Source organism: Streptomyces sp. NPDC002490 (assembly GCF_040296045.1).
Lineage (GTDB): Bacteria > Actinomycetota > Actinomycetes > Streptomycetales > Streptomycetaceae > Streptomyces.
Genome location: NZ_JBEOWM010000054.1, coordinates 17,295 through 37,918, shown reverse-complemented (window position 1 = coordinate 37,918; position 20,624 = coordinate 17,295). Strand labels below are relative to the sequence as shown.

The following is a 20,624-nucleotide window of genomic DNA, read 5'->3' as shown; positions in this document are numbered from 1 at the left end:
CAAGAGGGGCGACAGCCACCGGTCGAAGCGGGCGCTCTGACCGTTCGTGCGCCGTCGGCTCAGCCGACCGGGCTGGCCGCCCGGCGCCGGGCGGGTGCCCAGCACCGCAGGACGTCGCGGACCGAGACGACACCGATGGGGTCCCGGTCACCCAGCACGATCAGATGGCGGAAGCCGCCGTGGGCCATGGCCTCGGCCGCCTCCTGGAGGGTCCACTCCGGGGCGGCGAAGACCACGTCGGTCGTGGTGTGGGTGCCGGCGGTCTCCCGGTCGGGGTCCTGCCCCAGACCGATGGAGACGAGGATGTCGCGCTCGGTCAGGATGCCGAGTCCGCTGGTGTCGGGGTCGAGGACGACGGCCGCGCCGACGCGGCGGGCCCACATCAGGGAAGCGGCCCTGCGCAGGGTGTGCGCCGGGCCGATGGTGAGGACCACCGTGCTCATGGCGTCGCGGACGAGCATGGTCGAAAGCCACCTCCTGTTTTCTCCGGACCCCCCTTGAGAAGGAATTCACAAGTTCACAAATAGGGGGACTCTCAGGGTGGCAGCCGCCGTCCGGGCCAACAAGGGGGCACGGGTGGGCAAAAGGGGCTCGAAGGATCACGATTCGGCCACGTTGAGTGATCGATCTTTTGCGTGTGGTGACGCTGAGTGGCGATCGGCCGGACCGGGGCGCCGGCTTCCCCGGGACCGCCTCCCCGCGACCCGTGGAAGCGACCGGGAACGCGACCGCTCCGTCCGCCGGTTCAGTAGCGCTGGTTGAGGTACCCCAACAGCTCGTCGTGGAGCGGCCCGTTGGACGCCACCCCGTTGCCGCTGTGCGGCCCCGGCCGGCCGTCCAAGCCGGTGAACGTGCCGCCCGCCTCCGTCACGATCACCGCGTTCGCGGCCATGTCCCACAAGGAGAGCTCCGGCTCCGCGCACATGTCCACCGAGCCCTCGGCGACCATCATGTACGGCCAGAAGTCGCCGTAGGCGCGGGTCCGCCACACCGCACGGGTCAGGTCGAGGAAGCCGTCCAGGCGCCCCTGCTCCTCCCAGCCGGTCAGCGAGGAGTACGCGAACGAGGCGTCGGCCAGCCGCGACACCCGGGAGACCCGCAGCCGGGACGCCGAGGCCAGGCTCCGCCCGGTGAACGCCCCGTGCCCCTTCGCCGCCCACCAGCGCCGACCCAACGCGGGGGCGGACACCAGGCCGACCACCGGTTGGAACCCGCCCTCCCCGGCCTCCATCAGCGCGATCAGCGTCGCCCACACGGGGACCCCGCGGACGTAGTTCTTGGTGCCGTCGATCGGGTCGACGACCCAGCGCCGCGGGCCGGTGCCCTCGATGCCGTACTCCTCGCCCAGGACCGCGTCCCGGGGGCGGGCCCGCTGCAACTGGCCCCGGATCAACTCCTCGGCCGCCCGGTCCGCCTCGGTCACCGGGGTCATGTCCGGCTTCGTCTCGACCTTCAGGTCGAGGGCCTTGAACCGGTCCATGGTCGCGGCGTCGGCGGCATCGGCCAGCACATGGGCCAACCGCAGGTCATCGTGGTAGTCGGGCATGGCCGAACAGTAGCGACCGGCACCCGGCCGGGGCCACCGGCCGTCCGCGCACCGGGACGGCCCCGCAGGGGCCGAGCCGCCGGGCGGAGCGCCCGGTCAGGACCTTGACACCACCGGTGGCGCCGTCAACGCTGGCAGCGGGTCCACCCCATTCGGGGGTGCGTGCGGGCCGACCCCGCCGAGCCGCACGTCTGACATCGATGTCACCGCCAGAAGGGCGCGAGGATGACCACAGCGCGCGGCGCGCTGCTCGACGCCGCCGGGGCCGCACTCGCCCGGCGCCCCTGGTCCGCGGTGCGGATGGCCGACGTGGCCGCCGCCGCCCGGGTCTCGCGCCAGACGCTCTACAACGAGTTCGGCAGCAAGGACGGGGTCGCCCGGGCCCTCGTCCACCGCGAGATCGACGGCTACCTCGCCGGTGTCGACCCGGCCCTGGCCCGCCCCGGCACCCCGGCCGACCGGTTGGCGGCGCTCGCCGAATGGCTGGTCACCGCCGCTCGCGGCAACGCCCTGGTGCGCTCCGCGCTCACCGGGACCTGGGGGGCGTGGCTGCCCGCCGAGGCCTTCGCCGCCCTGCCCGCCGCCGGCCCGCCGCCCCCGCCGTTGCCCTCCCCCCAGGAGCTGCTGCACCGGGTCCGCGACCGCGCCGCCGCCGCGTTGGCGCCCCCGGGCGCCCCGGACGGCCGCGCCGAGGTGGCCCGCTCCGCCGAGGTCGCCCTCCGGCTGGCCCTCTCCTGCCTGTTGGCCCCACCGCCCCGGGGTGCCACGGCGGAACTGGTCCGCGCGGCGCTGGACCCCGAACTCAGTGCGCGGATCCCGACAGTTGGAGCCCGATCACCCCGGCGATCACCAGGCTGATGGACACGATCTTCATCGCGGACACCAGGTCGCCCAGGAAGACCATCCCGTAGATCGCGGTCCCGGCCGCCCCGATCCCGGTCCACACCGCATAGGCGGGGCCCACGTCCAACCGCTTCAGCGCCAGGGTCAGCAGGCCGAAGCTCCCCAGGGCGAAGGCGGCGAACGCGATCGTGGGCCACAGCCGGGTGAAGCCGTGGGAGAGTTTCAGGCAGACCGCGAAGCCGGTTTCCAGCACTCCGGCGACGATCACCAGCAGCCACGCCATGCGATGCCTCCCGCTGTCCCCGCGTGCCGTGACCGCTTCGTCAGGCTTGGTGCGGACTCGTGCGTGTGTGTCCGTACCGGCTATGCCTTTACCTGGGCGGCGGTCCCGCAAACCCGGGGGCCCCGGGTCGGCTCAGTCGCCCTCGTGGCGTTCCCGGACCGACAGCAGCCGCCGCAGCGAGTACAGCCGCGCCGGGTCCGCGTGCCCGCCGGCGACCCAGTCGTCCAGGGCGCAGTCGGGCTCGTCGTGGCTGCACGCCCGCGGACAGTCCACCGTGCCCGGCTCCAGGTCCGGGAAGGCGTGGATCACCCGGGACGGGTCCACGTGGTTCAGCCCGAAGGACCGCACGCCCGGAGTGTCGATCACCCACCCCGTCAGCCCCGTCCCCTCCGCCGCCCCGGCCAGCGGCAGCGCCAGCGCCGAGGTGGTGGTGTGCCGGCCGCGCCCGGTCACCGCGTTCACCCGTCCCGTGGTGCGCCGTCGCTCCTCGGGGACCAGGGCGTTCACCAGGGTCGTCTTGCCCACCCCGGAGTGCCCCACGAACGCGGTGACCTTGCCGTCCAGCAGGGCGTGCACCCGCCCGGCCGCCTGGCCGTCCGTCAACTCCTCGCGGGAGGTCACCACGTAGGGCACGCCGAGCGCCTCGTAGGTCTCCAACAGCGGGCCCGGCGGGGCGAGGTCCGCCTTGGTGAGGATCAACAGCGGCTCCAGCCCGCCGTCGTAGGCGGCCACCAGGCAGCGGTCGATCAGCCGGGGCCGGGGTTCCGGATCGGCCAGCGCACTGACGATCGCGAGTTGGTCGGCGTTGGCCACCACCACCCGCTCGTAGGGGTCGTCGTCGTCGGCCGTGCGCCGCAGCACCGAGGAGCGCGCGGCGATCCGCACGATCCGCGCCAGGGTGTCCTTGGTCCCGGACAGGTCGCCCACCAGGGAGACCCGGTCCCCGACGACCGCCGCCTTGCGGCCCAGCTCCCGGGCCTTCATCGCCACCACGGTCCGGCCCTCGACCAGGCACGTCAACCGCCCCCGGTCCACGGTCAGCACCATGCCGTCCGCCGCGTCCTCGTGCTTGGGCCGCAGCGTGCTGCGCGGCCGGTTGCCCTTGCGGTTGGGGCGGACCCGGATGTCGTCCTCGTCGGTGTGCTTGCCGTAGCGACGCATGATCGTGCCGTCCGTCAGTTCCCGAGCATCCCGGCCCACAACGCGGGGAAGTCGGGCAGCGTCTTCGCGGTGGTCGCCACGTTCTCGATCACCACGCCCGGCACCGCCAGACCGATGACCGCGCCGGCGGTCGCCATCCGGTGGTCGTCGTAGGTGTGGAAGGTGCCCCCGGTCAGCGGACGGGGGCGGATCTCCAGCCCGTCCGCGGTCTCGGTGACGTCACCGCCCAGGGCGTTGATCTCCCGGGTGAGCGCGGCCAGCCGGTCCGTCTCGTGCAGCCGCAGGTGGGCCACCCCGCGCAGGGTCGAGGGGGAGTCGGCGAGGGCCGCGACCGCCGCGATGCCCGGGGTCAGCTCGCCGACCTCGCTCAGGTCCACGTCGATGCCGTGGACCTTCCCAGAGCCGGTGAACACCAGGCCCTCGGAGGTCAGTTCGCAGGAACCGCCCATCTCGGTGAAGATCTCCCGCAACCGGTCTCCGGGCTGCGTGGTGTGCGCCGGCCAGTCCGGGACGACGACCCGGCCCCCGGTGACCAGTGCCGCGGCCAGGAAGGGCTGGGCGTTCGACAGGTCGGGCTCGATCGTCAGGTCCACCCCGCGCAGCGCGCCCGGGGTGACCCGCCACACGTTCGGCTCGCCCCCCGACTCGGGGGCGTCCACCTGGGCTCCGGCCCGGCGCAGCATGTCCACCGTCATCCGGATGTGCGGCATCGACGGCAGTGCACCGCCCACGTGCCGGACCTCCACGCCCTGGTTGAACCGGGGCCCCGACAGCAGCAGCGCACTCACGAACTGGGAGGACGAGGAGGCGTCGACCTCGACCCGGCCGCCCTCCAGGGCGCCGCTGCCGTGCACGGTGAGCGGCAGCGCGCCCCGTCCCTCGTCGTCGATCCGGGCGCCCAGCGCGCGCAGCGCGTCGATCACGCCGTGCAGGGGGCGCTCGTAGCTGCGGGGGTCGCCGTCGAAGCGGATCGGGCCGTCCGCGAGGGTCGCCACCGGCGGGACGAAGCGCATCACGGTGCCGGCGTTGCCCACGTCCACGGTGGCCGGGCCGCGCAGCCCCGCGGGGATCACCCGCCACGCCTCGCCGCCGGCGGGGTCCGGGGAGCCGGAGGCACCCGAGGGCGACGAAGGCGACGAGGACAACGACGACACGGTCTCCTCGATGCCCACGCCCATCGCCCGCAGGGCGGACGCCATCAGCAGGGAGTCCCGGGAGCGCAGCGGACGCCGCAGCCAGCCCGGCTCGGCGGCCAGGGCGGCGAGCACCAGGGCGCGGTTGGTGACCGATTTCGAACCGGGTACCTGGACCGTCGCGGTGACGGCTCCGCTCGCGTGCGGGGCGGGCCAGAGGGCGGGGTGCGCGGCAGTCTCGGTCATGTCGTCAACCTTAGTGGCTGCCCGCACCCGGGGTTCCCGTACACCTGGGCCGAAACCCGCTGGTAACGGGCGGGGCGGCCGGTGTGCCCCGCCCGGCGGAGCGGCTCAGAAGAGGGTGGCCTCCTCGGGCCCGTCCAGCTCGGTCAGCAGTTCGGGGCCGTTGTTGCGGACGTTGCTGACCGCGGTGGACACCGGGTGGGCGCGCACCAGCCCGGGCGGGTGAGGGGCGAGCAGGGGCCGTACCTCGTCCGGGTGGGTGCGGCCGGGGTCGAGCCAGGCGTCCCAGCGGTCCGGGGTGAGCATCAGCGGCATCCGGGGGTGGATGTCGGCGAGGGAGGTCGGGCCCTCGGCGGGGGCCTCGGCCAACGGGGTGGTCTCCGCCTCGGTGGTCACCACGGCGCAGGTCGCCCACCACGCCCGCGGGTGGTCGTCGGGCAGCGTCCGGTCGCGCCAGAACTCGTACAGCCCGGCCATCGCGAACACCGATCCGTCCGCCGGGGTCACGAAGTACGGCTGCTTGCGGGGGCGCTTGCGGCGGCCCTCCACTTCCAGGTCCCGCTCGGCGGCCTCGGTCACCCACTCGTAGTAGCCGTCGGCGGGCACCAGACAGCGGCGGGCGGCGAAGGGCCGTCGGAACGAGGGCTTCTCGTGCACGGTCTCGGCCCGTGCGTTGATCATGCGGGCGGCGCCTTCGGGCGTCTTCGCCCAGGACGGGACGAGTCCCCACGTCAGTCGTCGCAACTGGCGAACCGGACGCGGGTCGCCGGCGTCCTTCACAGGGCGGTCCAGTACGACGTGGACCTCCTTGGTGGGGGCCACGTTCCAATCCGGGGCGAGCGCCTCCTCGGGGTCCCACCACTCGATCCCGAAGGTGGTCACCAGGTCCTCGGGGCCACGACTCGCCGCATACCGTCCGCACATGCGTGCCACACTGCCAGACCGACGCCCGGCCGAGGGAGCCGCTCCGACCATGAACCCGCTCGCCAACGCCAGCCCCACGGACCTGTGGGACCGGGTCACCGGCATCCAGCCGGAGCCGGACACCTGGGTCGTGGTCGCCACCGCCCTCGCCGCCCTGGCGGTGGTCGTCTGGCCCCCGCTGTGGCGGCTGTCCCGCAACGCCGTCACCATCGCGCACGAGGGCGGCCACGGACTGGTGGCCCTGGCCACCGGCCGCAGCCTGGAGGGCATCCGGCTGCACTCGGACACCTCCGGACTGACCGTCAGCCGGGGCAGGCCCACCGGCCTCGGCATGATCCTCACGGCCGCCGCCGGGTACACCGCGCCCCCGCTGCTGGGCCTCGGCGGTGCCGCGCTGCTCGGCGCCGGCCGCATCACCCTGCTGCTGTGGCTGGCCACCGCCCTGCTGCTGGCGCTGCTGGTGATGGTCCGCAACGCCTACGGGGTGCTCACCGTGGTGCTGGCCTGCGGCACCTTCCTCCTGGTCTCCTGGGTGGCCGGGCCCCAGGTGCAGGCCGCCTTCGCGTACGCGGTCGTCTGGTTCCTGCTGTGGGGCGGCGTGCGTCCGGCCTTCGAGCTCCAGGCCAAGCGGCGCCGGGGCGGGGCCGCCGACTCGGACGCCGACCAGCTCGCCCGGCTGACCAACGTCCCGCCCGCGCTGTGGCTCTTCCTCTTCCACGCGGTGTCCCTGTGCTCGTTGATAGGGGGCACCCGCTGGTTGCTCCACCTGTGACGTGCCGCTCGTCGCCGCCGGGCGCCGCAGCCGCGAGGATGGCCCGGTGACCGCTGACCGTTCGCAGAACGTCCCCACCGCCCAGGGCGAGGCCCGGATCCACTGGCACCGGGGCGACCGCCCCGAGCGGGTGCTCGCGCTGGGCCACGGCGCGGGCGCCGGCACCGCCACCCGCGACCTGCTGGCCCTGGCCGGGGAACTGCCCCGCTCGGGCACCACCGTCGCCCTGGTCGAGCAGCCCTGGCGGGTCGCCGGCAAGAAGCTGGCCCCCGCCCCGAAGAGCCTGGACGCCGCCTGGCGGGAGCTGTGGCCCGTGCTCGTCGCCGAGGGGCCGCCGGTGATCGCGGGCGGCCGGAGCGCCGGGGCGCGGGTCGCCTGCCGCACGGCGCACGCGCTGGGCGCACGGGCCGTGCTGGCGTTGGCCTTCCCGCTGCACCCGCCGGGCCGGCCGGAGCGCTCCCGGGCCGAGGAACTGCTGGGCACCGGGGTGCCCACGCTGGTGGTCCAGGGGGCGAACGACCCCTTCGGACGCCCCGACGAGTTCCCGGACGGCCCCTACGACCTGGTCGGGGTCCCGCACGGCGACCACTCCTTCGCGGTGGCCAAACGGGCTCCGGTCACCCCCGAGGAGGCGGTGCGGGTCCTGGTCGACGCGGTCACGGCCTGGCTGCCCCGGGTCCGTTGATCCGCTTCCCGGCCCGTTCCGCCGGTCGGGAATGCCGGGCGCCCGGGCGCTGTTGACACCAGCGAACGGCACACGTGCCTCCGGAGCACCCGGGGCACCCGCCGCTCGGCACGGTCGGAGCAGGGAACGTCAGGGAAGCCCGCGGGAGCGCAGTGCGCACCCCGGGCAACGCCACGGGAATGGGGAGAGCGTCGCATGGGTTCGATCACGCACCCGAGCCGCAGCGGTACCGCCGGACTGGCTTGGTCGGTACTGCCGTCGCCGAGGGGCGCCGACGCCCGCCCGACGGGGGCGCCGGAGCTCTCGCTGACCCCGGGGACGCCGCCGCTCGCGCCGCTCGTCCCGTCCCGCCGGACCGCCCCCGCGGGCCGCGGTCGACTATTCTCCGAAGCGAACGGGGCCGCACCGGGCCCCGGCACGGCGCTTGAGGAGGTGGGTCCGGTCACTGGGACCGACGCGGGGACCGACGACGGCCATCAGGAGCGGTCCGAGGAGACGGCGACGGAGCGCAACGCCCGGTTCGAACGCGATGCGCTCGGCTTCCTCGACCAGATGTACTCGGCGGCGCTGCGCATGACGCGCAATCCGGCCGACGCCGAGGACCTGGTGCAGGAGACGTACGCCAAGGCGTACGCGTCGTTCCACCAGTTCCGTGAGGGCACCAACCTCAAGGCGTGGCTGTACCGCATCCTGACGAACACCTTCATCAACTCCTACCGCAAGAAGCAGCGGGAGCCCCAGCGCAGCGCCGCCGAGGAGATCGAGGACTGGCAGCTCGCGCGGGCGGAGTCCCACATGTCCACCGGTCTGCGCTCCGCCGAGTCGCAGGCCCTGGACCACCTGCCGGACTCGGACGTGAAGCAGGCGCTCCAGGCCATCCCCGAGGAGTTCCGCATCGCGGTCTACCTGGCGGACGTCGAGGGCTTTGCGTACAAGGAGATCGCGGACATCATGGGGACTCCCATCGGTACGGTCATGTCCCGGTTGCACCGGGGCCGTCGCCAACTGCGCGGCATGCTGGAGGACTACGCGCGCGAGCGCGGGCTCGTCCCGGCCGGTGCCGGAGAGGCGAACGAAGCGAAAGGCTCGGGCTCATGAGCTGCGGAGAGCCGCACGAGACGGACTGCACCGAGGTGCTCGACCACCTGTACGAGTACCTGGACCGGGAGATGCCCGAGGGCGACTGCACCAAGTTCGAGGTGCACTTCGAGGAGTGCTCCCCGTGCCTGGAGAAGTACGGGCTCGAACAGGCGGTGAAGAAGCTGGTCAAGCGGTGCTGCGGACACGACGACGTCCCCAGCGACCTCCGGTCCAAGGTCATGGGCCGGATCGAGTTGATCCGCTCCGGCGAGACCGTGACCGAGCCCCTGTCCGGATCGCTGCCCGACCAGGACGCCAAGCCCTCCCCCGAGGGCGTCTGACCCCGGTACGCCCCGCGGGTCCACATCCCGCTCTGCTGGGCAAGAGCACGGCGTGATATCACCCGAACGTGCTAATCCCCCGGTGGGAGCCCCGGCGAATCCCGCATTACCGCTCGTCCGCCACCCCCGGCCCCCTATTCTCCGTGGCCTGTGAGGGGGCGGCCCGGCCCTGACGGCCGGGCCCGGGGGAGGAGCGGTGGATGGGGTCGTCGACACCCGTCGCGGGTCGGGCGTACGTGTACGGCCTGACCTGCCTGGCGGTCCTCTGCGCGGCGCCCGCGCTCACCGTCCCCGCGCACGACCCGCATCCGGTGGGCGGTCCGCTCACGGTCGTGGTCCTCCTCGCCCTGCTGTACGCGGGCAGCGAAGCGGTCCCGTACGGACCCGCCCGGGACCGCCGGGTGCCCCCGGGCACCGGCGCCTTCTACCCGGTGCTCCTTGCCGGAGCGTTTCTGCTGTCTCCGGCCGCCGCCGCCCTGGTGGCGGTGCCCGGTGCACTGGTCCGCCGCCCCGAACGGCACCCGGCCGGCCTCCGCCGCTGCTGGGCCGCGGCCCGGCTGACCCTGGCGACCTGGGCCGCGGCCCGGGTCCACCACCTCCTCGGCGGCCCCGCCGCCCTCGGCGCGGTGTCCGGGCCCGACGTCCCCGGGGCGCTGCTGCCCGTCGCCGGCGCCGTCACCGCCTTCTGCGCCGTGCTCGCCCTGCTCGACGGCGGGGTGCTCGCCCTCGCCGAACGGGTCCCGGCCCGGCGGGCCTGGCGCGGACGGTTCCTGCCCACCCTCGCCCCGGCCAGCGTGCACGGCCTGGTCGGGCTGATGATGGCGGTGCTGTGGCGCAGCCCGTACGGGCCGGTCGCCGCCCTGCTGGTGCTGCTGCCGATGTACGTGTCCTGCTGGTCGTTCGCCCAGTACCACCGCGAACGCGCCGCCCACCAGGCCACCGTACGGGCCCTGGTGCAGGCCGTGGACCTCAAGGACGGCTACACCCGGGGCCACAGCGAACGCGTCGGCCGGGCCAGCGTCCTGATCGCCCGCGAACTCGGCCTGGACGACGCCCGGGTGGAGACCCTGCGCCTGGCGGGCATCCTGCACGACGTCGGCAAACTCGGCGTCCCCACCCGCCTGTTGCGCAAGGACGGCCCCCTCACCCCCCAGGAGCGCCGGGTGATCGAACTGCACCCCGAGTACGGGCACGAGATGACCCGGGGCATCGGCTTCCTCGGCGAGGCCCGGGCGGCCATCCTCCACCACCACGAACGCGTCGACGGCAGCGGCTACCCGTACGGGCTCGCCGGCGACCGGATACCCGAGTGCGCCCGGGTGGTGGCCGTCGCCGACGCCTTCGACGCGATGACCTCCACCCGCTCCTACCGCCGCGCCCGCCCGGTGCCCACCGCGGTCGCCGAACTGGAACGGTGCGCGGGCGCCCAGTTCGACCCCCGGATGGTCGCCGCCCTGGCCCGGGCGCTCGCCCGGCACGGCTGGCACCCGGAGGTGACCGCGGACGACCCGCCCGTCCCCCCGCCCCGGTCCCCGCCCGGCGAGGTCCCGCCCTCCCGGAGCGCCCGGTGACCGCGCCGCGCCGCCCGGGCCGCACCGGCGTCCTGGTGCTCGCCGCCGCCGTGCTGTTCGGCCTCTGGGGCATCGGCGGCACGCTGGCGCACGGGGTGCAGGAACGCGGCACCGCCCTGGCCTTCGGCGTGCTGATCGCCGTCGGCGAGCTGGTCCGTTCGCGCGCGGCGGTCGAGGGCGAACGGGAGACCGCACCGCTGGCCTCGGCCGGGGCCCTGGCCTACGCGCTGCTCGGCGAGAACGCCGGCGCGGCCACCCACCACGGGGTCGCCCAGGTGGTCGCGGTGACGGTGACCGCGGGGCTGCTCGGCGGGGTGCCGCACCTGCTCGCGGGGCGTGGACCCGACCCGGTCGACATCGCGCGCCGGGTGCTCAGCGTCGCGTTCGCCGCGACCTGCTTCCAACCCCCGTATAACTCCGGTGCCCTCGCCGAACTGGTGGACCCCGGGCCGTGGTACGCGCTCTGGATCGTCGGGGTGCTGGTGGCGACCGGGCTGTGCGACGCGGTGGTGGCCACCGCACTGGCCCGGTCCCGGACCGGCTGGCCGTTCGGCCCGCTGCTCCGCGACGAACTGCGGGCCATGGCGCGGATCGGCTCGGCGGTCTGCGCGACCGGCGCGGTCATGGCGCTCACCGCCGCCGTCGCGGGGCTGTGGGCGCTGCCGGTGTTCGCGCTGCCGCTGCTGCTGGCCCAGCTCTCGCTGCACCGCTGCGCCGGGGTGCGGCGCACCTACCGGCAGACGATCGCCTCGCTCGCCCGGGCCACCGAGGTCGCCGGCCACACCCCGCACGGGCACGCCCACCGGGTGGCGGCGCTGAGCTTGGCGATGGGCCGTGAGCTGGGGCTCTCGCAGGCCGAGCGGACGGCCCTGGAGTACGCGGCGCTGATGCACGACATCGGCCAGCTCTCGCTGGTGGACCCGGTGGAGGGGGGCGCCACCGCCTCGCTGCCGGCGTGGCGGCAACGGCGGATCGCCCTGCTGGGCGGCGCGGTCGTGCGCCAGACGGGCGTGGCCGTGAAGGTGGCGCTGATCGTGGAGGCGCAGGCCGACCCCTACCGGGAGCAGCCGCTCAGCGCGCGGATCGTCCGCACCGCCAACGCGTACGACGAGATGGTGCGCACCGCCGGAGCCGGGGGCGCGCTCGCCGCCCTGGAGCGGCTGCGGCTGGCGACCGGCCGGGACCACCATCCGGAGGTGGTCGCCGCCCTGGCCCGGGTGCTGGCCAGGGCCACCGCCACGGCCGCCGGGGGACCGACCGGGGCCGGCCGGGTAACCCATCGGTAAGGAGCGGCCGTGAGACCGGTCGTGGTTGGATGCGAAGGGAACGGCCGGAACGCTCGGTACGGCCCTGGCCCGGGCTCGGGTGGCACCGGCGATCCGGGGAAGGAGCCGAGCGGGGTCGGGCCGCGCGGCGCCGGCCCGATCGGAGCAGGACCGGAAGGACGGGCGAAGGCGCTGCGGGAAGGGTGTCCCGGGGCGGCTGGCCCTGGCAGGGTGGGGTCGGGGCGCACGTCCGCGCCCCCGTGAGGACGGCAGGCGGGAATCGTGAGGATCTTCGGCAAGGGACGGCACCGGCCCTCGGCGTCCTGGCGGCAGGCCACGGACCGGGCGTTCACGCTCATCGGTGACGGTCGTTACGAGGACGCCGGAGCCTTGTTGACCCGGGCCGCCGACCTGGAGCCCTGGCTCTCGGAGTCCTGGTTCAACCTGGCCCTGCTGCACAAGTTCCGGCACGACTGGGAGCAGGCCCGGGCCGCCGGGCTGCGGGCGGTCGCCCTGCTGGACCGGGAGACCGGGGCGCCCGACTGGTGGAACGTGGGCATCGCGGCGACGGCCCTCCAGGACTGGCCGCTGGCCCGGCGGGCCTGGCAGGCGTACGGACTGAAGGTGCCGGGGCGGTCCGGGGCGGCGGGCGAGCCGGTCGGCATGGAACTGGGCAGCGCCGCGGTCCGGCTCTCGCCGGAGGGCGAGGCCGAGGTGGTGTGGGGGCGGCGGCTGGACCCGGCCCGGCTGGAGGTGCTGTCGATCCCGCTGCCCTCGTCGGGGCGGCGCTGGGGCGAGGTCGTCCTGCACGACGGGGTCCCGCACGGGGAGCGCACCACGGAGGCGGGGCACGCCTACCCCGTCTTCGACGAGATCGAGCTCTGGGCGCCCTCGCCGGTGCCGACCTGGGTGGTCCTGCTGGAGGCGGAGGGCGAGGAGGACCGGGACGCCCTGGAGCGGCTCGCGGCCGACGCCGGCTACGCCGCCGAGGACTGGTCCTCGTCGGTGCGGCTGCTGTGCCGGACGTGCTCCGAGAGCCGGATGCCCAGCGACGAGGGCGACGGCGAGCACCTGGACCCGCACGACCACAGCGAACCCGGTCAGCCCGGCCCCTTGGGCCACCGCACCGCCGGGCGCAGTTGGGTGCGCGAGCGGGAGTGCGGGATCGCGGCGCCCGCCCCGCTGGTCCGCGGGCTGCTGGACGGCTGGGTCGCCGACAGCCCGGACACCCGGGACTGGCGCGACCTGGAAGAGGTGTGCTGACCGGCTCCCCCCTCCCGGCACCCGCGGCGGGCGACCCGTCCGGGCGTGCCGTGGGGCGCCGTAGGGTGGGTGCCGGCAGTCGCCCGGTTCCGGACGTCCCGCCGGGGGGTGTCCCGGGTGGACCGGCGCCGGGCCTTTGAGACACCGAGGAAGGCGTACGGCGGACATGTCCCAGCAGGACGAGCAGCAACACGGCGGAGTGCTCCCCGTGGACGACGAGGGTTTCGTCATCGACACGGCGCAGTGCGCGGAGCGCGAGGCGGCCTACCGCGAGCGGGGCACGTCCCGTCCGATCACGGTGGTGGGCAATCCGGTGCTGCACAGGGAGTGCAAGGACGTCACGGCCTTCGACGACGAGCTGGCCCGGCTCGTGGACGACATGTTCGCCAGCCAGCGCACCGCGGAGGGCGTGGGCCTCGCCGCCAACCAGATCGGCGTGGACCTCAAGGTCTTCGTGTACGACTGCATGGACGACGAGGGCACCCGGCACGTGGGCGTGGTGTGCAACCCGGTGCTCCGGGAACTGCCGGCGGACCAGCGGGTGCTCGACAGCTCCAACGAGGGGTGCCTCTCGGTGCCGACGGCCTACGCCGAACTGGCCCGCCCGGACTACGCGGTGGTGACCGGACAGGACGAGACGGGGCACCCCGTGACCGTCCGTGGGCACGGCTACTTCGCCCGGTGCCTCCAGCACGAGACGGACCACCTCTACGGCCACCTCTACATCGACCGTCTGTCCAAGCGGGACCGTAAGGACGCGCTGCGCCAGATGGAGGAGGGCACCCCCCGCTACCCCGTGGTGGCCAACCCCTGATCGTCTACGGGGGGCGTCACTCGAACGAGGGATGAGCCGGCCCGTGCCCTCGGACCGATGAGGTCCTCGCACGGAGGCGTGCCCGCCCGTCTTCCCTTGTGATTAAAGGGGCTCCAGGGTTTCGGGGGAACTCCCAAGCCTGGTGATGGGCTCATATGACTGCGCAATGATCGCGCACCAACGGCGTCCGGCCGGGATACGCTCCCGCCGGGCGCCGTGCTTGTGCGCCGTCATGCGCCCCTTAGCGCCAGGGTCACGTGCGATCCAAATTCAGTCACGTATGGGGATGTTCTCGGCAGCTTGGGAGGGGGAACGGAGTAAGTCTGTTCCCACCCCGGTCGGTCGTGGTGCTGAATGGAAAGTGCGCGGGGATGCGCGACGGCGCGGTGCGGAGCACGATAGTGCGCCCTACCGTGTGGCAAGGCCGACTGAGAGGGGACGTTCGTGCCTGCTTTCTTCCACAGCGCTACGTCGACACAGACGCAGATCGCTGTTCCGCCAGCACTGGCACTTCCGCTGATCGAGGAACGGTTTCCTCGGCAGCTGCACCCGCATTGGCCGGATCTCCAAGCCGCCACGCGCACCTGGCTTCTGGAAAAGGAGCTGATGCCGCCGGAGAAGGTCGCGCGGTATGCGGACGGGTTGCGCTACACCGATCTCATGGCCGGGTACTACCTCGGTGCGCCCGTGGATGTGCTCCAGGCAATTGCCGATTACAGTGCGTGGTTCTTCGTCTGGGACGACCGCCACGACCGGGACGTGGTCCACCGGCGCAGCGCCGCCTGGACCCGGCTCCGCGACCAACTGCACGTGGCCCTGGACGCACCCTGGCACCACCTGAGCCACCCGGACGCATTGGTCGCGGCCTTTGCCGACAGCATGGTCCGCCTGTACTCCTTCCTGGGCGAGCGGTGGAACGCGCGTTTCGCCGGGCATTTCCACGAAGTGATCGAGGCGTACGACGCCGAATTCCGAAACCGCATGACCGGACGGGTCCCTGAGGTTGCCGAATACCTGGAACTCCGACGCCTCACTTTCGCCCATTGGATCTGGCTGGACCTCCTGGAACCAACAGCACGCTACGAGATACCGCAGCACATTCGAGAACATCCGGCCTATCGCCGGGCCGGACTTTCCTGCCAGGACTTCGCCGCCTGGTACAACGACCTCTGCTCCTTGCCCAAGGAAATCGCGGGGGACGAACACCACAACCTCGGGATCAGCCTCATCCGACATGAGGGGATGACCCTGGAGGACGCGGTGACTGAAGTTCGGAGAAGGGTCGGCGACTGCGTGACGGATTTCATCGAAGCCGAAAAGGAGGTGAACGTTCTGGTGCGGGAACTGAGGGACGGCACCTGGCGCGGTGAACCCCTGGCGGACGCCGTGGAACTCAGTGTGTCGAACATGCGGAACTGGATCAGCTCGGTGTACTGGTTCCACCACGAGTCGGGGCGCTACCAGGTCGACAGTTGGGCCGACCGCTCCACGCCCCCTTACGTCAACGACCAACCGGCGGCCTGCGCCCCCCGCCCCGAGCGGTCGAAGCGGGTCAAGCGGGCCAAGCGCAAGGGGGGTTCCCGATGACCGACCGCCGCGCCACCGCGGAACGCCGGCGCACGGTGCCGGCCGCACCTCCCTTCGCCAAGGGCGGCGCACCCCTGCTCGGGCACGCCTGGAACCTGGTGCGCGACCCGCTGGGCTTCCTCTCCGGACTGCGCGCCAGCGGGGACCTGGTGCGCATCCGGCTCGGTCCGCGCCAGGCGTACGCGGTGTGCGACCCGGCGCTCGTCGCCACGCTCCTGAAGAGCCCCGACTTCGCGGTCGGCGGTCCGCTGTGGGACACCATGGAGCTCCTCATCGGCAAGGGCGTGGCCACCAGCAACGGACGGGTCCATCGACGGCAGCGACGGATGATCCAACCCGCCTTCCGCATCGACCGGATCGCCGAGCACGCCCGGGTGATGGAGGAGGAGGCCCGGGCGATGGCGGGGCGGTGGCGGCCCGGCGCCACCGTCGACCTCGGGGAGGAGGTGTTCCGGGTCGCGGTGCGGATCGTGGCCCGCTCGCTGATGCACGTGGACTCGATCGACGAACGGGCGGAGCGGCTCAGCGGATCGCTGCACACCGTCTTCGGCGGGCTGTACCGCCGGATGGTCCTGTCGGCCGGGCCGTTCTACCGCATCCCCCTTCCGGCCCACCGTCGGTTCGAGGACGCATTGGCCGATCTCCACCGACTGGTCGACGAGATCATCGCGGAGCGGCGCGAATCGGCCATGGACCGCGAGGACTTGCTGACCGCTTTGTTGGCGGCAAAGGACGAGAACGGTGAAGCCCTCACCGAACAAGAGGTTCACGACCAGACCGTTTCGCTCCTCGTGGCGGGAGCGGAAAACGTCGCCTCGACGCTGATGTGGACCTTTCAACTGTTGGCCGAACACCCCGCGGAGGAAAGCCGAATCCGCACCGAGGTCCGGGAGGTCACCGAAGGCCGGCCGGTCGATTTCGGCGATCTGCCCCGCCTGTCGCACACCCGGAATGTCATCACCGAGGCGATGCGGGTGCGCCCCGCCGTGTGGATATTGACCCGGCGCGCGGTGGCCGATTCCACACTCGGTGGCTATCGCATTCCGGCCGGTGCGGACATCGTGTACAGCCCGTATGCGATGCAACGCGATCCGCGGGCCTTCGTCCGGCACCTGGAGTTCGACCCGGACCGTTGGCTCCCCGAGCGGACCCCCGAAGCGGGCCGGCGGGCGATGATGCCGTTCGGCACCGGCAACCGCAAGTGCCCCGGCGACCACTTCAGCATGGCCGAGATGGCGATCGTCCTGGCCACCATCGCCCCGCGATGGCGTTTCGTCGCGCTCCGTGAGACCGACGCGGAGCCCCGCATCGGCATCACGCTCCAGCCGCGCCGACTGAAGGTGCGCGCGGTTCCGCTGAGCGGGTCCTGAACCCCCGCCCCGCCGGCCGTGAGTGGGCCGGTGGCCGGCCGGGTCCCGGGCCGGCCACCGGGGCCGGACGCCGCGCGGCCCGCGCCCCGTTCGACGGGACGCCCCGCCCGGCGGCACCGCGGCCCGGCCACCCCGAGGGGCGACCGGGCCGAGGACCGGACGGGAGGGCCGTCAGAAGTCGTCGTCGAAGCCGACGGTGCCCTCCACCGCCACCTGGTAGGCGGAGGGGCGGCGCTCGAAGAAGTTCGTCAGCTCCTGGACGCCCTGGAGCTCCATGAACGCGAACGGGTTCTCCGAGCCGTAGATCGGGGCGAAGCCCAGCCGCTGGAGGCGCTGGTCGGCCACGCACTCCAGGTACTGCCGCATCGACTCGGTGTTCATCCCCGGCAGGCCGTCCCCGCACAGGTCGCGACCGAACTGGAGCTCCGCCTCGACCGCCTCCTTCAGCATGTCGGTGACCTGCTGCTGGAGGGCGTCGTCGAACAGCTCCGGCTCCTCCTTGCGGACCGTGTCGACGACCTCGAAGGCGAAGTTCATGTGCATCGTCTCGTCCCGGAACACCCAGTTGGTGCCGGTGGCGAGGCCGTGCAGCAGACCGCGGGAGCGGAACCAGTAGACGTAGGCGAACGCCCCGTAGAAGAAGAGGCCCTCGATACAGGCGGCGAAGCAGATCAGGTTGAGCAGGAACCGGCGGCGGTCGGCCTGGGTCTCCAGCCGGTCCAGCTTCTCCACCGAGTCCATCCAGCGGAAGCAGAACTCGGCCTTCTCCCGGATGGAGGGGATGTTCTCCACCGCGGCGAAGGCGGCGGCCCGGTCCTCCGGATCGGGCAGGTAGGTGTCCAGCAGCGTCAGGTAGAACTGGACGTGCACCGCCTCCTCGAAGAGCTGCCGCGACAGGTACAGCCGCGCCTCGGGGGAGTTGATGTGCTTGTACAGCGTCAGGACCAGGTTGTTCGCGACGATCGAGTCGCCCGTCGCGAAGAACGCCACCAGGCGCCCGATCATGTGCTGCTCGCCCGGGCTCAGCTTGGCCAGGTCGGCGACGTCCGAGTGGAGGTCGACCTCCTCGACGGTCCAGGTGTTCTTGATGGCGTCGCGGTAGCGCTCGTAGAAGTCCGGGTAGCGCATCGGACGCAGCGTCAGCTCGAAGCCGGGGTCCAGCAGGTTCTGGACCCGCCCGCCGCCGGCGGACTGGGTGGGGATCGTCATTACTGGCACGCCTCGCAGGACTCGGGGTTCTCCAGGGAGCAGGCGATCGCGTCGGCGTCCGGCGCGTCCTGCTGCACGGGGAGGGGGGAGGGGGACGCGGTGGGCTCGGCGACCGGGGCACCGGCCGCGCGGGCGATCCGGGTGGCCGGACGGGACCGCAGGTAGTACGTGGTCTTCAGGCCCGACTTCCACGCGTAGGCGTACATCGAGCTGAGCTTGCCGATGGTCGGCGTCTCCAAGAACAGGTTCAGCGACTGCGACTGGTCCAGGAACGGGGTGCGGGCGGCGGCCATGTCGATCAGGCCGCGCTGCGGGATCTCCCACGCGGTGCGGTACAGCGCCCGCACCTCCTCGGGGACCCACGGGAAGTCCTGCACCGAGCCGCTGGCCTCGCGCAGCGCCTCCCGGGTCCGGGCGTCCCACACGCCGAGGTCCTTCAGGTCGCGCACCAGGTACGAGTTGACCTGGAGGAACTCCCCGCTGAGCGTCTCGCGCTTGAACAGGTTGGACACCTGCGGCTCGATGCACTCGTAGACGCCGGCGATGGAGGCGATGGTGGCGGTCGGGGCGATCGCCAGCAGCAGCGAGTTGCGCATCCCGGTGGTGGCGATCCGCTCGCGCAGCTTCGCCCACCGCTCGGGCCAGTGCAGTTCGACCCCGTAGTGGTCGGGGTGCAGCACGCCGCGGGCGGTGCGGGTCTTCTCCCAGGCGGGGAAGGTGCCGGCGCGCTCGGCGAGGTCGGCGGACGCCTCGTAGGCGGTCAGCATGATCCGCTCGGCGAGCCGGGTCGACAGGGCGTGGGCCTCGGCGGAGTCGAAGGGCAGCCGCAGCCGGAAGAACACGTCCTGGAGGCCCATGGCCCCCAGACCCACCGGCCGCCAGCGGGAGTTGGAGCGGCCGGCCTGCTCGGTCGGGTAGAAGTTGATGTCCACGACCCGGTCGAGGAAGGTCACCGCGGTGCGCACGGTGGCGTCCAGCCGCTCCCAGTCGATGGCCTGGTCGGCCGGGGTGCCCGGGGCGCCCACGACGAACGCGCCCAGGTTGACCGAGCCGAGGTTGCACACCGCGGTCTCGCCGTCGTCCGTGACCTCCAGGATCTCCGTGCAGAGGTTGGAGGAGTGGACGGTGTGGCCGGGCTCCGCGGTCTGGTTGGCGGTGCGGTTGGAGGCGTCCTTGAACGTCATCCAGCCGTTGCCGGTCTGGGCGAGGGTGCGCATCATGCGGCCGTACAGGTCCCGCGCCGGCATGGTCTTGCGGGCCAGCCCCGCGGCCTCCGCCGCGCGGTAGGCGGTGTCGAACGCGTCACCCCACAGGTCGACCAGCTCGGGCACGTCGGAGGGGGAGAACAACGACCACTGGCCGTCCTCGGCGACCCGCCGCATGAACTCGTCGGGCACCCAGTGCGCCAGGTTGAGGTTGTGGGTGCGCCGGGCGTCCTCGCCGGTGTTGTCCCGCAGCTCCAGGAACTCCTCGATGTCGGAGTGCCAGGTCTCCAGGTAGACCGCCGCCGCGCCCTTGCGCCGTCCGCCCTGGTTGACCGCGGCCACCGAGGCGTCCAGGGTCTTGAGGAAGGGCACGATGCCGTTGGAGTGGCCGTTGGTGCCGCGGATCAGCGAACCGCGCGAACGGACGCGGGAGTACGACAGGCCGATGCCGCCGGCGTGCTTCGACAGCCGGGCCACCTGGTGGTAGCGGTCGTAGAGGGAGTCCAGCTCGTCCTTGGGGGAGTCCAGCAGGTAGCAGGAGGACATCTGCGGGTGCCGGGTGCCGGAGTTGAACAGCGTCGGCGAGGAGGGCAGGTAGTCGAGGCGGCTCATCAGGCCGTAGAGCGCCGCGACCTCGTCCACCGCGCGGCTGCTGTCGTCCTCGGCGAGCCCGCAGCCCACGCGCAGCAGGAAGTGCTGGGGGGTCTCGACCACCTTGCGGGTGTGCGGGTGGCGCAGCAGGTAGCGGCTGTGCAGGGTGCGCAGTCCGAAGTAGCCGAAGCGGTCGTCGGCGTCCGGGTCGACCAGGGCGTCCAGGCGCTCGGCGTGCCGGGCGACGAAGTCCGCGGTCCGGTCGGCGATGAGCCCCTCGCGGTGGCCGGTGGCGACCGACTCGGTGAAGGTGCGCACCCCCTGCGAGGCGGCTTCGGCGGCGATGGAGAGGGTGAGCAGCCGGGCGGCGAGCCGGGAGTAGGCGGGGTCCTCGGAGATGAGTCCGGCGGCGGCCTCGGTGGCGAGTTCGCGCAGTTCGGCCTCGTCGGCGCGGGCGGACCGGCCGCGCAGCGCGGCGGCGGCGACCCGGCCGGGGTCGGCGTCGGTGAGGTCGGCGGTGAGGTCGGTCAGGGTCCGCAGCAGCGCGGTCCCGGGGCCGTCGGTCTGCTCGGCCCGGTTCCCCGGGGCGCCTTGGTCTGCGGACCGCTCGTTCGCAGGAGCCCGATCGACGGTTGACGCCGGATCGGCTGGCGCGATCGTCACGTGAAGCTCTCCCTCGCTCGGCACGGGCCTGACGGGGAAGCGGGCGCGGGCACGCGGACGTGCCCGCCGAAGGCG

Annotated in this window: 19 protein-coding genes; 11 read left to right on the top strand and 8 right to left on the bottom strand. The window is 73.1% G+C overall.

All coding sequences use genetic code 11. The features are described 5' to 3' along the window. Positions 1-59 precede the first annotated feature (59 nt). Both ABT092_RS26390 and hisN read right to left on the bottom strand, forming a co-directional pair. Positions 60-461 carry a CBS domain-containing protein gene (locus ABT092_RS26390; RefSeq protein WP_351248093.1) on the bottom strand — a complete coding sequence of 134 codons (402 nt, stop codon included), beginning with the start codon at positions 459-461 and terminating at the stop codon, positions 60-62. Between the two features lie 284 nt (positions 462-745). Then, complete coding sequence (hisN, locus tag ABT092_RS26385; RefSeq protein WP_351248091.1) at positions 746-1,546, bottom strand: histidinol-phosphatase; 801 nt, start codon at positions 1,544-1,546, stop codon at positions 746-748. A 225-nt stretch (positions 1,547-1,771) separates the two neighbouring features. Between hisN and ABT092_RS26380 the strand changes: the two genes are divergently transcribed. Then, positions 1,772-2,404 (top strand): TetR/AcrR family transcriptional regulator, encoded by a 633-nt coding sequence (locus tag ABT092_RS26380; protein WP_351248089.1) that lies wholly within the window; start codon positions 1,772-1,774, stop codon positions 2,402-2,404. On the opposite strand, the gene ABT092_RS26375 is transcribed toward ABT092_RS26380, so the two are convergent. From ABT092_RS26375 to ABT092_RS26360, 4 genes are all read right to left on the bottom strand, one after another. Continuing rightward, positions 2,349-2,672: a DMT family transporter gene (locus tag ABT092_RS26375; RefSeq protein WP_351248087.1), complete on the bottom strand. Its 324-nt coding sequence runs from the start codon at positions 2,670-2,672 to the stop codon at positions 2,349-2,351. The genes ABT092_RS26380 and ABT092_RS26375 overlap by 56 nt on opposite strands. A 132-nt stretch (positions 2,673-2,804) precedes the next feature. Then, on the bottom strand, positions 2,805-3,833 hold the full coding sequence (gene rsgA / locus ABT092_RS26370; protein ID WP_351248085.1) for a ribosome small subunit-dependent GTPase A: 1,029 nt from the start codon (positions 3,831-3,833) through the stop codon (positions 2,805-2,807). Positions 3,834-3,847: 14 nt separating this feature from the next. Beyond that, positions 3,848-5,212 (bottom strand): 3-phosphoshikimate 1-carboxyvinyltransferase, encoded by a 1,365-nt coding sequence (gene aroA, locus ABT092_RS26365; protein WP_351248083.1) that lies wholly within the window; start codon positions 5,210-5,212, stop codon positions 3,848-3,850. Positions 5,213-5,317: 105 nt separating this feature from the next. Then, positions 5,318-6,133 (bottom strand): SOS response-associated peptidase, encoded by an 816-nt coding sequence (locus ABT092_RS26360; protein ID WP_351248081.1) that lies wholly within the window; start codon positions 6,131-6,133, stop codon positions 5,318-5,320. 49 nt (positions 6,134-6,182) lie between these two features. On the opposite strand from ABT092_RS26360, the gene ABT092_RS26355 reads away from it, so the two are divergent. The 10 genes from ABT092_RS26355 to ABT092_RS26310 all read left to right on the top strand — a co-directional run bounded on the left by ABT092_RS26355 (position 6,183) and on the right by ABT092_RS26310 (position 16,881). Continuing rightward, positions 6,183-6,905, top strand: coding sequence for a M50 family metallopeptidase (locus ABT092_RS26355; protein WP_351248103.1), 723 nt, complete (start codon positions 6,183-6,185; stop codon positions 6,903-6,905). Between the two features lie 46 nt (positions 6,906-6,951). Further along, the gene (locus tag ABT092_RS26350) at positions 6,952-7,590 is read left to right on the top strand and encodes an alpha/beta hydrolase family protein (protein WP_351248079.1); all 639 of its coding nucleotides are present in this window, start codon (positions 6,952-6,954) and stop codon (positions 7,588-7,590) included. 432 nt (positions 7,591-8,022) lie between these two features. Further along, positions 8,023-8,688 (top strand): sigma-70 family RNA polymerase sigma factor, encoded by a 666-nt coding sequence (locus ABT092_RS26345; protein ID WP_351248101.1) that lies wholly within the window; start codon positions 8,023-8,025, stop codon positions 8,686-8,688. Then, the gene (gene rsrA, locus ABT092_RS26340) at positions 8,685-9,011 is read left to right on the top strand and encodes a mycothiol system anti-sigma-R factor (protein WP_351248077.1); all 327 of its coding nucleotides are present in this window, start codon (positions 8,685-8,687) and stop codon (positions 9,009-9,011) included. The genes ABT092_RS26345 and rsrA overlap by 4 nt, the downstream gene beginning before the upstream one ends. Before the next feature lie 200 nt (positions 9,012-9,211). Further along, positions 9,212-10,582 carry an HD-GYP domain-containing protein gene (locus ABT092_RS26335; protein WP_351248075.1) on the top strand — a complete coding sequence of 457 codons (1,371 nt, stop codon included), beginning with the start codon at positions 9,212-9,214 and terminating at the stop codon, positions 10,580-10,582. Beyond that, positions 10,579-11,868 carry an HD-GYP domain-containing protein gene (locus ABT092_RS26330; protein WP_502968507.1) on the top strand — a complete coding sequence of 430 codons (1,290 nt, stop codon included), beginning with the start codon at positions 10,579-10,581 and terminating at the stop codon, positions 11,866-11,868. Before ABT092_RS26335 ends, ABT092_RS26330 begins: the two co-directional genes overlap by 4 nt. Before the next feature lie 261 nt (positions 11,869-12,129). After that, entirely contained in the window at positions 12,130-13,110 is a 981-nt protein-coding gene (locus ABT092_RS26325; protein WP_351248073.1) for a tetratricopeptide repeat protein, read from the top strand. A gap of 166 nt (positions 13,111-13,276) precedes the next feature. Continuing rightward, on the top strand, positions 13,277-13,924 hold the full coding sequence (gene def, locus ABT092_RS26320; protein WP_351248071.1) for a peptide deformylase: 648 nt from the start codon (positions 13,277-13,279) through the stop codon (positions 13,922-13,924). Between the two features lie 444 nt (positions 13,925-14,368). Next, positions 14,369-15,511, top strand: coding sequence for an epi-isozizaene synthase (cyc1, locus tag ABT092_RS26315; protein ID WP_351248069.1), 1,143 nt, complete (start codon positions 14,369-14,371; stop codon positions 15,509-15,511). After that, complete coding sequence (locus tag ABT092_RS26310; protein ID WP_351248067.1) at positions 15,508-16,881, top strand: bifunctional albaflavenone monooxygenase/terpene synthase; 1,374 nt, start codon at positions 15,508-15,510, stop codon at positions 16,879-16,881. The genes cyc1 and ABT092_RS26310 overlap by 4 nt, the downstream gene beginning before the upstream one ends. Positions 16,882-17,052: 171 nt before the next feature. On the opposite strand, the gene ABT092_RS26305 is transcribed toward ABT092_RS26310, so the two are convergent. Both ABT092_RS26305 and ABT092_RS26300 read right to left on the bottom strand, forming a co-directional pair. Continuing rightward, entirely contained in the window at positions 17,053-18,090 is a 1,038-nt protein-coding gene (locus tag ABT092_RS26305) for a ribonucleotide-diphosphate reductase subunit beta (protein ID WP_351248065.1), read from the bottom strand. Further along, on the bottom strand, positions 18,090-20,549 hold the full coding sequence (locus ABT092_RS26300) for a ribonucleoside-diphosphate reductase subunit alpha (protein ID WP_351248063.1): 2,460 nt from the start codon (positions 20,547-20,549) through the stop codon (positions 18,090-18,092). The genes ABT092_RS26305 and ABT092_RS26300 overlap by 1 nt, the downstream gene beginning before the upstream one ends. Positions 20,550-20,624: the final 75 nt, after the last annotated feature.